The following is a 14,439-nucleotide window of genomic DNA, read 5'->3' as shown; positions in this document are numbered from 1 at the left end:
CGCAGACGGAACAACCTGGACGGGCCTGACCCGACCAAGGGGAGAAGCCTTGCGCCGCGCCAGAGGAGGAGGCGCCGCGTCGGCCGCGGAAACCGGCGGAGATGTCTCCGCCCCACCTTACCGGCAATCCTTCAGGACAAAGCCAACATGACCCAGAAGATCATCGACATTCACCCGCATATCATCTCGCCCGACACGACGGCCTATCCCTATAACCCGCTGGGCGGGATCCGGTCCGATTGGTCGGCCGAGCGGCCTTTCACCTTCGAGCAATATGTCGAGGAGATGGAGGCGGCTGGGGTCTCGCAAGCGGCGATGGTGCATTCCTCGACCACCTATGGCTATGACAATTCCTATGCCGCCGACAGCGTCTGTCGCGACCCTGAACGCTTCGTCGGCGTCTATTCGGTCGATATCGCCGCACCGGATGCAGTCGCCATCATCGAGAAATGGCGGCGCCGCGGCATGGCCGGCTTGCGGCTTTTCGGCGCCGGTTCGACTGTCCAGACCGACGGACGCTGGATGATCGCGCCCGAGACCTACAAAGTCTGGGAACATATGGCCGAAATCGACATGACAGTGGCCATCCAGACCACCTCCATCGGCCTGCCCGCGGTCGAGGAGATCCTCGAGCGCTTCCCCGAAGTCAGCATCATCCTCGACCATCTGGGCCGGCCGGATCTGACGGACGGCGCGCCCTATGCCAAGGCCGCGCCGCTCTGGAAACTGGCGCAGTTCGGAAATCTGTTTCTCAAGATCACGCCGCGGACGTTCGATCTTGCGGAAAAGGCACCTGCCACGCCCGCGAGCTTCTTTGCGAAGCTGGTCGCGGAATATGGTGCGGACCGGCTGGCCTGGGGGTCCAATTTCCCCGCCAACAACGGCTCGCTGAAGGAACTGGTTGCGCAGGGGCATCGCTGCTTCGCAGCCTTGTCAGAGGCGGATCGGGCCCAAATCTGGGCGGGAACGGCAGAACGGCTCTATCCGCAACTCTTGGAAGCAGCCCTGGACAAGGCAGCCAACGCATGACCCGTATGGAAAAGATCTTCCCCGCCGAGGGTCCGGTGACGCTGTCGGCCAATATCACCCTCTATGAGCCGACGCGCGCGCTGATCGAGGGCAAGGTTGCCTCGGACCTGATCAGCCTCGAATTCGCCGGGTTGAAGAATGCCCATGCCGGGTTCAAGGACATGTTGCGCAAGGGACGCTACGACATCAGCGAGATGGCGACCGCGACCTTCTTGCAGGCGCATCAGTTCGGCAAGCCTTTTACCCTGCTGCCGATCGTGCTGCTGGGACGCTTCCAGCATCACTGTATCGGCTTCAATACCGACGTGCATCCCGGCATGACCCCGGCGGACCTGCCGGGCAAGGTGGTCGGCGTGCGGTCCTATACACAGACCACGGGTCTGTGGGTCCGCGGTATCCTGCAGAACGAATATGGCGTCGACCCGGACAGCGTGAAATGGCTTTGCTTCGATCAGCCGCATCTGGAGGAATATGCCGACCCGCCCTCGGTCATCTGGGGCGATCCGGCAAAGGATCCGGTGAACATGCTGCTCGACGGCGAGGTCGATGCCGCGATCCTCGGCATGAACATGCCCAAGGATCCGCGCGTGCGGACGCTGATCGAGAACCCGCATGAAGCCGCGCTCGACTGGCACAAGCGGGAGCGTTTCGTGCCGCCGAACCATTATGTCATCGTTCCGAACGCGCTTTGCGACCAGAGACCCGACCTGGTGCGCGAGGTCTGGCGGATGCTTGTCAAAAGCCGCGCGGCCGCAACACCCGAGGGCAGCATTGATCCATGGCCGGTGGGGATCGCGGCGAACCGCAAGGCGCTTGAAGCGGCGATCCGGTTTGCGACGCAGCAGCATATGATCACCAAGCCTATCACGGTCGAGGAACTGTTCCATCCGCTGATCCGTGACATTGCGCCGTGAAAATCGGCCCTGCATGGGAAATGAGGAAAGGGGGGCTGCCCCCCTTTTTTCTTTTTAGATTTCCTGTTTCCAGGCGGACGTGATTGCCGTTCACACAAGTTATGGCCTTTGGGCATTTTACGATTATCTATGACGACTTTCCGCAGGCAATTATGAGGTGGTCGTCGCGAGTTCGGTTTTCAAAATAATAGCGTCGATTGTACGGTCGGGCGTGGAGGCGTCCGTTTTTTATGGGGGGGATAATGAAGTTTTTCAGCATGATTGCAATGACGGCCGCGCTTGCGCCTTGTGCGGCCTTGGCCGATGTGAGCTTGTCCGGCTTTGGCCGATTTGGTCTGACCTATTCGGAGGCGAAGAAACAGGACGGAGAGAACGGCACGTTCCTCCAGAGTCGATTGCGGCTGGAGATCGATGCATCCGTCGAGACCGATATCGGCTTGAAATTTGGCGCAAAAACCTGGGTTCAGGGCGATCACAACAGCCCTTCCTGGGGCTTCAGTCCCGCGAATTTCTATGTCGAGTATGAAAACTGGTCGCTTGAGATCGGCAATGTGCTTCCGGCTTTCGATGGAGCTTTATTGCTGAAACAGACGCGGCTGGGGGTTCATGCTGTTTCCGTCGGCGGGGATCCGTTGGGGGATTTCTTCATTCTGGCCTATCGCGGATATGGCCGCCTTCCTGATCGGACCGGGGTGGCCTTGAATTATGGCACGCGCAACTTCGACGTGAAGCTGTCCGTGGTGGACCCGGATCAGATCGGCAGCGGCACGGGAGGGGATCTGACCCGAGAGGTTTCCGCCTCGGTTTTCTATCGGCTAAACGACTGGGAGTTTTCTGCTGCAACGGCGCAGAGCGGGGCTGGGGTCAGGGATAACGATCTTTATTTCGTGGGAACGCGTTACAAGGTCAACGATGACCTTCGCATCGGCCTGAACATCAATGACAACGGGTTTGCCGAACTGGGAACGTCTTACGCCCTGTATGGCGACTACAAGTTTAACCGATTCACGTTGGGTTCCTATGTCGCGTATAATGACGGCGATTGGGCGGAAAAGGTGACCGACAGCTCTTATGGTGTCGCCCTCAGATATGATCTGGGTCCAAGTATCTTTCTTGCGGCCTCAGTTCAGCGCGATTACGAGCGCATGACCCTTGCCGATATGGGTGTGCGGTTCGACTTCTGAATAACGCCGCTTTTGTTCACCGACACATATCTCCGCAACCATATGCGGATGGAGGCGAGTTGTACGGATGCGAGGAAATTGCCGTCTCGCTTGTCGTATCGCGTTGCGATGGACCGGAAATGTTTGAGCCGATCGCGCTGCGCTCGTGGTCGCTGTCGTCGAGAATGAACTTCCGACGCTCGTAATGCACGACGAGATTGCTGCCCACTTGGCGCTGGTCGCGCAGGCAGAGGATGTCGCTCAGGCGGGATGCCGGCAGGTTCAGCGGCCGGTGCAGGTCGTCGGACCGGGCAGGGGCCTGGGCAAAGCGCAGGTTGTGGGCCTCGATGAATCCCGGCAGGAAGGCGTTGGCGGCGGCGATGTCGCGGATGCCCGCCAGGCGCAACTCCTTGACCAGCCGGTCCTGCAGCGTGCGATTGGCCCGTTCGACCCGGCCCTTGGCCTGCGAGCTGTTGGCGCAGATGATCTCGATGTTCAGCTCGCAAAGCGCGCGGCCGAACTGCGTCATGCCATGGCAGGTGCGGGCCTCAGTGCGGTTCACCCGGAAGATACTGCGCTTGTCGGAATAAAAGGCGACCGGGCGACCATGCGTCTGCAAATAGTCCTGCAGCGCCGCGAAATAGGCCTGAGTGCTTTCCGAGTCAACGAAGCGCATCTGCATCAGCTTGCCGGTGGCATCGTCGATGAACACCAGGAGCGTGCAGACCGGGCCGCGATCCTCGAACCAACGGTGTTCTGAGCCGTCGATCTGGATCAGCTCGGCCAGGGATTCGCGCCGCAGCCGCGGCTGGTGCACCCGGCGTCGCTGGGCTCGGCTCTGCCAGAGCCCGGCCGCCATCATCCATTGCCGCAGGCTCTCCGACGAGACTCGGATGCCATGCCGCTCATGAAGCTTGCGCTGCATCATCGGTGACATGGTCTGGACGTTCTGCGGCATCTGTCGTCCGAAACAGCCAATGCGCCATGGCACGCGCCAGCTATCTGGTAAGCGCGCGCGCCATGGCGCCGGTCACCGCCGCGTGGCCGGATTTTACTCCGCCGCGTGGCCGGATATTGCACCGCCGTTGACAACAGGTACCGCCATCCCGTGAACGAAGATTGCCACTGAGGCCGCGATAAATGTCTACATTCAGGTACAGCTACATGTGCCGATAGCTGGCGACCACGAAGTTTCAGGCTCCAGTTGTCGAGCCAAACCTATTTGCTAATATAGCCTCGTGAAGCCTCATGGGAAGGCATGCGAGAATTACGCTGCGACACGAAACAGGCTATGACAGCTATGTGGCGTACGCTTGCTTTTTGTGGGGTGGCTGGTTGGAGTGGATTGTGAGTATTGGTGGATGCGTATACCTGCAACCATCTTTGCTTGCTCCGGTCGCAAGTAAAGATCATAGCTTGCCCCCGCAACCAACGATAATTGCGAAACCTCCGTAGCATAAAGCGCGGAGGTTTTTGCGTTTCTACGCCCGGGCTTCCGCGATACCGCCATCCGACCCAGAAGATTGTCCAGCGCCTCGGCCTCCGACAGGAAATCCGGGTTCTTGCGGCCCGCGGCGAAGCGCAGGATCGCGCCGAGATCGCCGCGCAGCACGATCGCCAGTTCGCCATCTTCCGGCACCAGCGTCACCTGATCGACCAGAGACCGCAGGATCTCCGCCGCCTGTGTGCGGCTGTCCTCGTGCCGCAGGCTCTCGGTAAGTTCGGCGATCCGTTGGGCATAGAGCGCCGCCATGTTCGGGTGCAGCAGGGGAGGCGGCTCATCGGCATTGGCCAGCTTCTCCGTCAGCTCGGCCTTCCGTGCTTCCAGTTGTGTGATCTTGTCCTTGAGCGTCAGCGGCGGGACGCCCTGCAGGATGGCGTCGATGGCCTTGTCGAGTTCGCGGGTCGTGCGATCCAGTTCCCGGCGCGCGACCTCGAGATCGGCGCCACGTTCCAGCCGCAGCCGGTTCACCTCTTTGGTGAACTCGGCGCAGAACTCCCGGAACAGCTCCGGCTCCATCAGGTGTTTTTTGAGCCCGTTGAGGATCGAGGCCTCCAGCGCATCGCGACGAATGTTGACCCGGTTGTCGCAGGTGCCCTTGTTGCGCGCCGTCGAGCAACCCAGCAGGTCCTTGGAGATCATCGAATAGCCGCCACCACAGCAGCCGCATTTGACCAGGCCGGCGAAAAGGTGCTTCGGGCGCCGCCGGTCGTTCAGCGGATTGCCTTCCTGTCGCGTGCGGGTCGAGAAGGCGAGTTCGCCCTGCCGGGCCTTGACCGCGTCCCACAGGCCTTGGTCGACGATGCGCAGATCCGGCACCTCCTGTGTCACCCATTCGCTTTCCGGGTTGAGCCGCGACACCCGCCGGCCGGTATCGGGGTCCTTGACGTAGCGCAGCCGGTTCCAGACGAGGCGGCCGACATAAAGCTCGTTGTTGAGGATGCCGGTGCCGCGCTCGCGATTGCCATGAATCGTCGACGGCCCCCATTCCCGGCCCATGGGCCCGGGGACGCCTTCGCGGTTCAGCGCCATGGCGATGGTGCGCGAGGAGAGGCCGGCATTGTAATCGGCGAAGATGCGGCGGATGACGGCGGCCTGTGCCTGGTTGATCATGCGGTCGCCGCGGATCGGCTCGCCATGGGCGTCGAACTGCTTCACCACGTCGTAGCCGTAGGAATTGCCGCCGCCGGACTTGCCGTCCTCGACCCGGCCGCGCAGGCCCCGCCGGGTCTTGTCGGCCAGGTCCTTGATGAACAGCGCGTTCATCGTGCCCTTGAGGCCGACATGCAGCTCGCTGATCTCGCCCTCCGACAGCGTGAACATCCTCACGTCGGCATAGCGCATGCGCTTGTAGATGCCGGCGATGTCCTCCTGATCTCGGCTGACGCGGTCCAGCGCCTCGGCCAGCACCATGTCGAAGCGGCCGCGCGTGGAATCCATGACCAGCGCTTGGAGGCCGGGACGCCGGATCATGCTGGAGCCGGAGATGGAATGGTCGGAATATTCCTCGACCACTTGCCAGCCCTCCTTCTCGGCCCGCAGCCGGCACATGCGGAACTGGTCGGCGATCGAGGCCTCGCGCTGCAGGTCGGAGGAATAGCGGGCGTAGACGGCAACCTTCATACGCGGGCCTCCTGGTCAGTCGCGATGTTGGTTGCGCCCCTCGCGCTCCTCGGCCTCGACGAAATCCCGCGCCGCCTGCCGGGCCAGCAGGCGGACCAGTTCGGCAAGGCGCGGGTCGGGGGCGGGCAGGGGTGCGGTTCGGGCCGGTTCTGCGACCACCCGGAGCCGTTCCGCAACTGTCTGTCTCCGCCGTGCCATTGCCCCGTTCCGCTTCCCGCGCGGCAGGACCCGCGCCAGCACAAGCGTGGCGCAGGGCGAGGCGGAATCACAGGCGGGTTCGGGCGCATCGCATCAAGCCTCGGCGCAGCACAGCGTAAACCGGCGCTGCCGCGCCTGCTGCAGGGGGCGCTGCGCGGCGGCACCTTCGTAGGGTGGCGTAAAAATACCGGAATGTCGCAGGGAATTTGGCGACGAGGGATGAGATCGGCGGGGTTCCGCAGCTCGGATGGAGCATTGCAGGAAGGTGGGACCGTCGCAGAGGGCGGAAAGCCGTCTGACGGCAGTGCGGCATGGCAACTGCGGCGACCTCGCGAGAGCGGTCACTCGAACAACTCGCAGCGCAACTGGCGAATGCTTGCCGTGAAGCCTCCTTCGTTTCGATCAGCGAGGATGGGCAGCCCCCTCGCCACCTACGAAGAGCCACGACAACCGCAGACACGTTGGATATGTTGATGTCGCAGGCCAACCTTTTTGGAGGGATTCGTCTTTGGAAATCAGCTCGGTTAGGAGTTTCTCGCACTATGCCTCGGACAAGCCATTGTTGATCAGCATCGACGGCTAGATGCCCTATTTTCGTATTCTTGCACATGGCACGCGACCGCCAGCTCAGGCAGAGAACAAGGCATATCTGCTTACAGACAACTGGGACGATTGGTTCAAGTTCTCCACGCTCTATTCGCTTGTAATTTTTGACGAGGATGGCGAGCGCCATTCGGTCGGTGGGATAAAGATCGGCCAGTTTGGCATGGAAGAAGGCCAGCGTAGGGCAGATCTACCGGAATACTTCGACTTTCTGGATGAACGCTTTTTTTCACTTGGACAAGACGACAGCTATTATGATCACCTGAATCGACTTGGCGGGGCGACACGTGATCGCATATTGCGTGGCCTGCGCGATGTTGCATTCGATCCACAGCTTTTCGAGCGTGCGCTCAACGAGAAGGTCACTGGAACATCTTTGCTGCGGTCCGTCGATAGGTCGACAGTAACGGGACAGTTCCATCGCATGGCCCTCGGTGGCGTGCGTCTTACCAGCTATGAATTTACCTACACCGCCCGTAGGCGGTCGCGGCGTATAGACCCCCTGACCCTGACATTCAGCGTCTCGCCGGAGTCCAACCCCCCAACGAATGTCCATGTTCTGATTGGCCGCAACGGTGTAGGCAAGACGACTCTTCTAAATGACATGGCGAGAGCAATTGTCGACAATGATGCAGATCCGCAGGAGGTCGGCGCATTCTCAGCTGAGTTAGACGATTTCGATGAGGATCTCTTCACAAGCCTCGTGTCGGTGACCTTCAGCGCGTTCGATCCGTTCGAGCCGCTACCCTCGCGCCAAGATAAATCGGAAGGCGTTCGCTACGCCTATATTGGTCTGAAGCACGTCGGTAAGGATAAGGACGGTAAAGCGAAGCCGCCTAAAAGCCCTGATGCGCTGTCCGGCGATTTTGTCAGCAGCGTTCTGATCTGCCGCCAAGGCGCTAAGGTAGCGAGGTGGCAACGCGCATTGGAGATGCTGCAAGCGGACCCGATTTTTCGGGATGCGAAGGTATCATCGCTTGCTCGCAGCGGTATCGATATTGACGAGGTAAAGAGCGAGGCGCGCGCCCTTTTCAAGAAACTGAGCTCCGGACACAAAATCGTGCTTTTGACGATTACGCGGCTAGTGGAGGCAGTCGAGGAGAAGACCCTTGTGTTGCTTGACGAGCCCGAAGCTCATCTTCATCCGCCTCTTCTTTCAGCATTCGTTCGCGCACTGTCGGACCTCCTAATCAATCGCAACGGTGTCGCTTTGATAGCGACACACTCTCCCGTGGTTTTGCAAGAAGTACCAACAAGCTGCGTCTGGATGATCAGGCGTGCCGGCACGCGTGCGGTGGCAGATCGTCCAGAGATACAGACTTTCGGTGAGAACGTCGGGCTGCTGACGCGGGAAGTATTCGGGCTGGAGGTGACTCAGTCTGGCTTTCATAAAATGCTTCGAGATGCAGTCGCGGAGCTTCCAAATTATAATCGTGTTGTGCGTCGCTTTAGTGGTGAGCTTGGTGATGAGGCACGCGCGATCGTTCAGGCGCTTTTGGCCGCGCGCGAAGATTTAGACGATGAGGATCTTTGATGTGGTCGCTTGAGAAACCAACTCATTCAGCTCAGTCGACCTTTGTTAGGTGCATCAGTCGGGTTCGCAATGGCGGCCTTGCAGCGCGATTGGCAGACGCGACGCAAACCGTCACCACCGCATCGGCCCGATTTGACCGCGCAGCGCGTAGCGGGCGGCTGCACGAGATTGCTCGCCACGATATTGTCGCGCCTGACATCAGCATCGATGAAATGGGAAAGGTCTATACTCAACGGATGGCCAAGATTGGCGCGCCGGGGCGCGACATCTACGATGAGATCTTCGCCTCAGCGCCATTGGGTCGATGCCCGTACTGCATGCAGCGCTCTGTAGCGACGCTTGATCACCACCTTCCCAAGGCCCATTTTCCGTCGCTCGCCGTGGCACCGTTAAATCTGGTCCCAGCATGCTCGGACTGTAACAAAGCTAAACTCGACGCGCTCCCGATAAGGGCGGAGGAGGTGACTCTCCATCCCTATTATGATGATTTAGGTGATGAAATCTGGCTTCATGCTAGGGTCGTGGAGGTCCGCCCGACGGCACTCAGGTTCACGGTTATTCCTCCCATTGGTTGGAGCGAGGTCCTAGCCGAACGCGCCCGGAACCACTTCCGAATGCTCGGGCTGGCGGCGCTGTTCGCGTCGGAAGCAGCCGAAGAGCTTTTGAACATTCGCCACCAGCTCGCGATGCTGCACGAGGCGGACCCAGAAGACGCAGTCAAGGATGAACTGGAACGGCGGGCATTAAGCTGTGCCGACGCAAGGCCCAACGGGTGGAGGGCGGCGGCGTACCGGGCATGGCACGGAAGTGCGTGGTTCTGCGGCGGGGGATTTCTACCGGCCGTTTGAAACTACACGAGTAGTACGCCCCGCGCTTCAGGCATTATTTGGAGGGTTAAAAGGATCTACGTTACGTGTATTTTCGTACGTGTATTTCCACTCGTAAGCCTGATGCCTTCATACCTTCATCACTCGCGATGACAGCCTGGCCCCATAAGAAACTCTGGCTGGTGCCCCTAGCCGCTTACTTGAGAACGTCGAAGCTCACATTGGCGTAGCCTCAGGCGCAAACACCAGCTCGAAATGCAGGATGGCGACCGGATCCAGATTCAGGGTCGTCCTGTCGTGTCGCGAGCAGGCAAAGCCGCTTCCCGTGCTGAGCATCGCCTCGTCCAGACTGAGCGGTGTTGGCGCGAACGCGGCCAGCGCGGACCGGATCTGGGGACCATACGATTGGCCGCTGCTGTCCACCGTATAGGCCAGCATCGCCGCCACGGGGCGGGTCGAATAGGTCGAGTCCGGGGTGAAGAAGCATCCGATCCCCTCCTCGCCGAGATATCGTCCGGTAACGTCGCCGAGCGACAGCAACGGTTTAGCTTCTATGGCCAGCTCCGGAGCGTCTATACCGATCTGGGAATAGATCAGGAAATCGACCTTACGCGAGTGCCTACCGGCTCGGTCGCTGCTGAGAATATGGTGTTCGACCTCGAAGGCGACGTCATGGAGCCGGAGGAAATGCCCGGCAGGAAGGGTTGCGCGGAGACGCCGCGTAATATGGCCGAGTTCGGTAGTGAGGGCGTCTTCGAGCGGAACGCGCTCGACAACCTTTCTTCGTCTCCGAGTCTTCGGCGCGCCAAGAGCCCCTCTCTTCAGGCCAAAGGCGGCCCAAGCATCCGGCGTTCTCAGTTCGTCGGCCGCCTCATGGAGGATGGCCACTGCTGCCTCGATGAAATGCGCCCAGAGTTCTGCCTTCGCCGCGCTGAACCCGTATCCTGTCAGGAGCTCTGGCAAAGGCGTCATCGCTGACGGCGCGGACGTCAAGCCGCTCAAGAGCCACCTCCCACGAAGGCATTCATGATCTGGCGGCTATCGGCAAAAGCGCTGTCGATGGTCCAACGGAAATGCTCCAGTGGCTTCACCACGGTCACGCTGCTCTCCTCTTCTGCGTAGGCGATCGCCAGGCTATCAGTGAAACTGTTGGCCGCAGACGCGGCGTAAGACATCAGGGCATCGTGACACAGGTCGGATTGATCCGTTCGAGTGGGCGTCAGCCCCGGTGGATTGAAGCGAGCACTGACAGCAGCCACACCCAAGGAGGCGTCCGCATGCGTCGACACTTCGAAAGCCCTCTCTCGCCCGATGAGCCCGTCGAGCGTCCGGCTGACGACGTCGATATAGTCGCTGATCCCTGCTTGGGTTGGCAGGGAGAACGCGTCGGCTGGCACATCTCCATCCCGGAACCCCATGCGGAAGTTGAGAAACTCCTTGATGGCGCGTTTCAGGTCTCCGCTCAGGCCCAGGCATTCGAGCAGATAAGAATCCAAGTCTTCCCCAGATGCAGCGAGGATTCCGTCGATCCGCTTATCGTCCAGCGCGGTGATAGGCGTCGGAAGAGCCTTAAGATCCTCCGGCTCTATGTTTCGGCGATCGATCAACCATCTGCGTCCGGTCACCGCCACCAAGTAGAGGGCTGTGCGGGACCTGAGATAGCGGCCCATCGCTTTCAGCAGCGCCATCTCGCGCTCGGTAACCTTTTCGGCCGGCTTGTCGTAGAACAGAGCCGTGGTGCTGGAGGTGAAGGCGAGCGGCTTGTCTATCACCCGTATGTTTTTCAGATTCCGTGGGATCAGCAACACCCGGCCGCCGAAGCGGTTCTGATACGAGGCCCGAACATTGCGCCACTGTTCCGCAGGCAGCATCTGTGGGAGTTCAGTGTCCCTGTGGAACCCCAGAAGGTCTAGCTGACGATCATCCTCTATGATGTCCTCATTTGGCGCATCGACGAGGAAGCGCGCATCAAGCCCGGTCTCGGCGGGATTGCCTCCGCGCCGGATGCCCGCGCCTAGCACTTTGCAGAGCCCCTCAAGTGTCGCGATCTCTCCTGTAAGGACCCGGTCCTCCAGCAGCTGCCGGATCTGGTGGTCGACGGGTCTCAGGATGAAGGCGTCGAACCAGCCCCGGGGATTGCGGGCGATCTGGTCATGCCTGACGAAGGCGACATCAGCACGGTCGAAAATGATGGTCCAAGGGCGTTGCTTCCGCGCCAGCGGCTGGCCGGTTGACAGCGGTGAGAAAACCCAGGTTTGATCCGTCGGCCGGGGCTCCCGGGCGCGCAGGAACACAGCCATCGCTGCATGTTTGGCGTTCGCGAAGAGCCTGTGCCGCAGATGGGCGAAGTTGGCGGCTCCCACGATCGCATGACGCTGAGCCAGCGTTCGCCTGAACGTCCACGACGTCGGATTGATGAAGGACTTGGTGGGTATGAGAAACGCTAAGACGCCGTCGGGATGCAGGTGGCGCTGCAACGCCTTCCAAATGAAGAGTTCCGCCGCTTGGTCGAAGCCGATCGGAGCGTTGGCGGCGTTATCATCACGCCAGCGCTCGCCATCGGGAGATTTGAGCCTGCCGACCTTCTGCCAGGGCGGATTGCCGACGATGCAGTGGATATCATCCGGCAGGTGGGTTAGCTGCACGTCCTGAGAGAAGAAATCGCATGCTAGGAGATTGCTGCCTAGGAGGGCGGGAAACAGCTTCTCCTGCGCATGCCCCTGGGCGACCCTGCTGAGGTCGCGCGGGTCGACATAGTCAAGCATGGTCAGATACAGGCTGAACGCAGCGACGTGACAGGCGTCACGATTGCGCTCAACGCCGAAAATGTTGCGGGTCAGCAGCCCTCGAAGATCGTCAAGCTCCAGTCGAAATTCCGCACTGGTCCATCGTGCGCGTTCGACGATCCGGCGGTAGGCTCCAACCAGAAACACGCCGGAGCCAGCGGCGGGATCAAGGACGGCCGTGCCGTCGAGAAGCGGTTTGGTCTCCTCCAGCCGGTCCAGCATGAAATCGACAAGGAAGGGCGGCGTGTAGAAGGCGCCCGACGTGCGACGCTCGCCAGCCTGTAGATTCTCCAAGAACTGTTCATATACCGACGATAGGGTCTCGGTGCGCAGGGCGCCAAGATAGAAGTCGAGGAAGCTGAGCTGAACTCCGCCCGAGTGAAGCGGTTCGGCCCCGTGTTTCATCACACGGCGGACGAGATTTACGTGACTGTCGTCAATCTCTTCCCGTTCGGCTGTACCGAGCGGGAAGATGCTACCGTTGAAGATCGAGTCAAGGTCGTCGAAAAGCGTCCAGGTCGCGGCGACCGGCCAGTCGATTTGCTGGTCGGTCAGATCGATCTCGACATGGCCTCGCGACCGGACCCAATCTTGGTTGATGATCCCGCGGTCGGCCAGGAAGAAAACGTAGAGGAACCGTCCGATCAGACTATTCGCCGCCGCCGGCGACAGGGCTTCGGACACCCGTCCGCCGCGCGTGAGGACCTCGCTGAGCGCCTCCAAGCTGTCCAGGAGTCTCCGGTCCACCCGACCGTCGACGTCAATTGCGTGGTCCCGCCAAAATAGGGAGGTTCGCAATCGCGTCGCTCTCAGATCCCAAAGCTCAGCAGATGATGGTTCGGCGACGACGGTGATCGGCGAATCCGGAAGTGTCTCGACTGCGGACCAACCGAAGGATTTGACGAGTTGCCCCCAGTCCTTCTGCGCGTAGGAGAACCCGGGGCACAGGAGGATGGCGTCCGGCGTCGCAATGAGCAGGAAGGGTGCAAGGCCTTGGCTCCAGACCCTGCGATGGAGTTCCTGCGCCTGAGTCACGGACGATGCGGTCGCCACGTAGACGAGCGGGGTCGAGAACTGCGCACCCGCCTCCCCGGCGCGCATCAGACAAAAGGCGCCGACAGCGTTCATCTCCAGCCGAGCCTGCTGTAGGGCGAAGCGGTGGGTCGTGAGAGTGTCGAAAGCCCCCGCCGAGATCCAGCCGGAAGCCGGCGTGTACCCAAGCTTGTTCAGCAGGGTGCCCAGAGGTCGGTCGAGGTCGTGAGCGAGAGTCGGCGTCATTACAGGCCGACAGCCGGAAACAGCGGGAGTTGGGCTATCGGTTCGGGAATGCCGAAGCCATGCATGACAGCTGCCAGATGCGGTGCTAGCTTAACCAGAACGACGGGTGCATCGACGGCTTCAATCAGGTCAGAGGTCCGGCGAAGCGACGCCCGTTGACCGCCGATTATCACCACGACGAGGTTACTGACCGCGTGAAACGGCTGGCCCGCGAGACGCTCCTGCAATTCCTTGAAGAGCGCGCGGTGCGCGCCCAACTCCACATGCAGATCGGCCTTCAGGGCTCCAGCGATTCTCAAGACGACCAAGGTTTGCCAAGAAAACCGCGCCTGGCTTCCCTTACCGGATGCCGGAACGTCTGGTGCGACGAGACCGCGCCGACCGGCCCATTCCCGCAGCTGATTCGCTGACAGGCCGGTCACGGCCTGTGCTTCTTTTGATCCTACAAGTCGCATCCCGGACCCCTAACAGCTGAGCGATGACGCCCACCGTCTACCGAATGGGTATCACGCCCATTCTGACGAGTAAACCATTGCCCGCTGAAGACGACCGGCCCATCTAAGTGGTCGAAAGGTCGAGCGTTGAACCCTGGGACACGCCATCTCGGCGAGCCTTAGCACGTGCGATATGATGGATTTCTTTGCCCCGCATCGCGAGCATTGCTCGGCACCATTCGCTGCACCATGCCTAAGCGACCGGTTTGGGACGCCGCACCACGGCACCGCTGTGATGCCCACCGGCTGTTAAGGGCCGAACGCGCGGGTCAGAGGCTGACTGGCGCCGTCGTTCCCGTCACCAACACCGGCAGATCGACGAGAAGAGCCCAGGCTGAACGGACAGATGGGCTACGATGCTGCATATGCAGCCGAACCGGTCATCGGCCCGAATTCGTAACAGCCATCTCGAAGGGAGCTACAGCTTTCGCATCCTGCAAGCGTCCCGTGAGGCCGCAGTTACCTGAAACAACTCAGTGCGAGATGCCG

10 protein-coding genes and 2 pseudogenes are annotated in these 14,439 nt (G+C 60.7%); 5 read left to right on the top strand and 7 right to left on the bottom strand.

Annotated elements, in window-relative coordinates; genetic code table 11:
- Positions 1 to 147: 147 nt before the first annotated feature.
- The 3 genes from KF941_RS07540 (at position 148) to KF941_RS07530 (ending at position 3,127) form a co-directional block, all read left to right on the top strand.
- Positions 148 to 1,029 carry an amidohydrolase family protein gene (locus KF941_RS07540; protein WP_011749540.1) on the top strand — a complete coding sequence of 294 codons (882 nt, stop codon included), beginning with the start codon at positions 148 to 150 and terminating at the stop codon, positions 1,027 to 1,029.
- Complete coding sequence (locus KF941_RS07535) at positions 1,026 to 1,943, top strand: hypothetical protein (RefSeq protein WP_011749541.1); 918 nt, start codon at positions 1,026 to 1,028, stop codon at positions 1,941 to 1,943. Before KF941_RS07540 ends, KF941_RS07535 begins: the two co-directional genes overlap by 4 nt.
- Positions 1,944 to 2,185: 242 nt before the next feature.
- The gene (locus KF941_RS07530) at positions 2,186 to 3,127 is read left to right on the top strand and encodes a porin (protein WP_036698964.1); all 942 of its coding nucleotides are present in this window, start codon (positions 2,186 to 2,188) and stop codon (positions 3,125 to 3,127) included.
- A 35-nt stretch (positions 3,128 to 3,162) separates the two neighbouring features.
- Here KF941_RS07530 and KF941_RS07525 read toward each other — a convergent pair.
- The 4 genes and pseudogenes from KF941_RS07525 to KF941_RS07510 all read right to left on the bottom strand — a co-directional run.
- Positions 3,163 to 3,258: pseudogene (locus KF941_RS07525) on the bottom strand (IS5/IS1182 family transposase); the annotation flags it as partial.
- Positions 3,255 to 4,022, bottom strand: a pseudogene (locus KF941_RS07520) (ISNCY family transposase); the annotation flags it as partial. The pseudogenes KF941_RS07525 and KF941_RS07520, both read right to left, overlap by 4 nt.
- 351 nt (positions 4,023 to 4,373) lie before the next feature.
- Positions 4,374 to 6,230 carry a recombinase family protein gene (locus KF941_RS07515; RefSeq protein WP_214273015.1) on the bottom strand — a complete coding sequence of 619 codons (1,857 nt, stop codon included), beginning with the start codon at positions 6,228 to 6,230 and terminating at the stop codon, positions 4,374 to 4,376.
- A 15-nt stretch (positions 6,231 to 6,245) separates the two neighbouring features.
- Positions 6,246 to 6,389: a hypothetical protein gene (locus tag KF941_RS07510; protein WP_214273014.1), complete on the bottom strand. Its 144-nt coding sequence runs from the start codon at positions 6,387 to 6,389 to the stop codon at positions 6,246 to 6,248.
- Positions 6,390 to 7,011: 622 nt separating this feature from the next.
- On the opposite strand from KF941_RS07510, the gene KF941_RS07505 reads away from it, so the two are divergent.
- Positions 7,012 to 8,565, top strand: a complete 1,554-nt coding sequence (locus KF941_RS07505; RefSeq protein ID WP_214273013.1) for an AAA family ATPase — start codon at positions 7,012 to 7,014, stop codon at positions 8,563 to 8,565.
- The gene (locus KF941_RS07500; RefSeq protein ID WP_214273012.1) at positions 8,565 to 9,413 is read left to right on the top strand and encodes an HNH endonuclease; all 849 of its coding nucleotides are present in this window, start codon (positions 8,565 to 8,567) and stop codon (positions 9,411 to 9,413) included. The genes KF941_RS07505 and KF941_RS07500 overlap by 1 nt, the downstream gene beginning before the upstream one ends.
- A gap of 195 nt (positions 9,414 to 9,608) precedes the next feature.
- Here KF941_RS07500 and KF941_RS07495 read toward each other — a convergent pair whose 3' ends face one another.
- Genes KF941_RS07495 through KF941_RS07485 form a run of 3 tightly spaced genes read right to left on the bottom strand, consistent with a single transcriptional unit; the run spans position 9,609 to position 13,911 of the window.
- A complete protein-coding gene (locus KF941_RS07495; RefSeq protein WP_214273011.1) occupies positions 9,609 to 10,394 on the bottom strand; it encodes a hypothetical protein in 786 nt (261 codons plus the stop codon).
- Positions 10,391 to 13,456 (bottom strand): N-6 DNA methylase, encoded by a 3,066-nt coding sequence (locus KF941_RS07490; protein ID WP_214273010.1) that lies wholly within the window; start codon positions 13,454 to 13,456, stop codon positions 10,391 to 10,393. The genes KF941_RS07495 and KF941_RS07490 overlap by 4 nt, the downstream gene beginning before the upstream one ends.
- The gene (locus KF941_RS07485; protein WP_214273009.1) at positions 13,456 to 13,911 is read right to left on the bottom strand and encodes a hypothetical protein; all 456 of its coding nucleotides are present in this window, start codon (positions 13,909 to 13,911) and stop codon (positions 13,456 to 13,458) included. The genes KF941_RS07490 and KF941_RS07485 overlap by 1 nt, the downstream gene beginning before the upstream one ends.
- Positions 13,912 to 14,439 lie beyond the last annotated feature (528 nt).

This window comes from Paracoccus sp. pheM1 (assembly GCF_018499825.1).
Lineage (GTDB): Bacteria > Pseudomonadota > Alphaproteobacteria > Rhodobacterales > Rhodobacteraceae > Paracoccus > Paracoccus versutus.
Note: the sequence above shows the minus strand (reverse complement) of the source record. Positions and strands in the feature narration are given on the sequence as shown.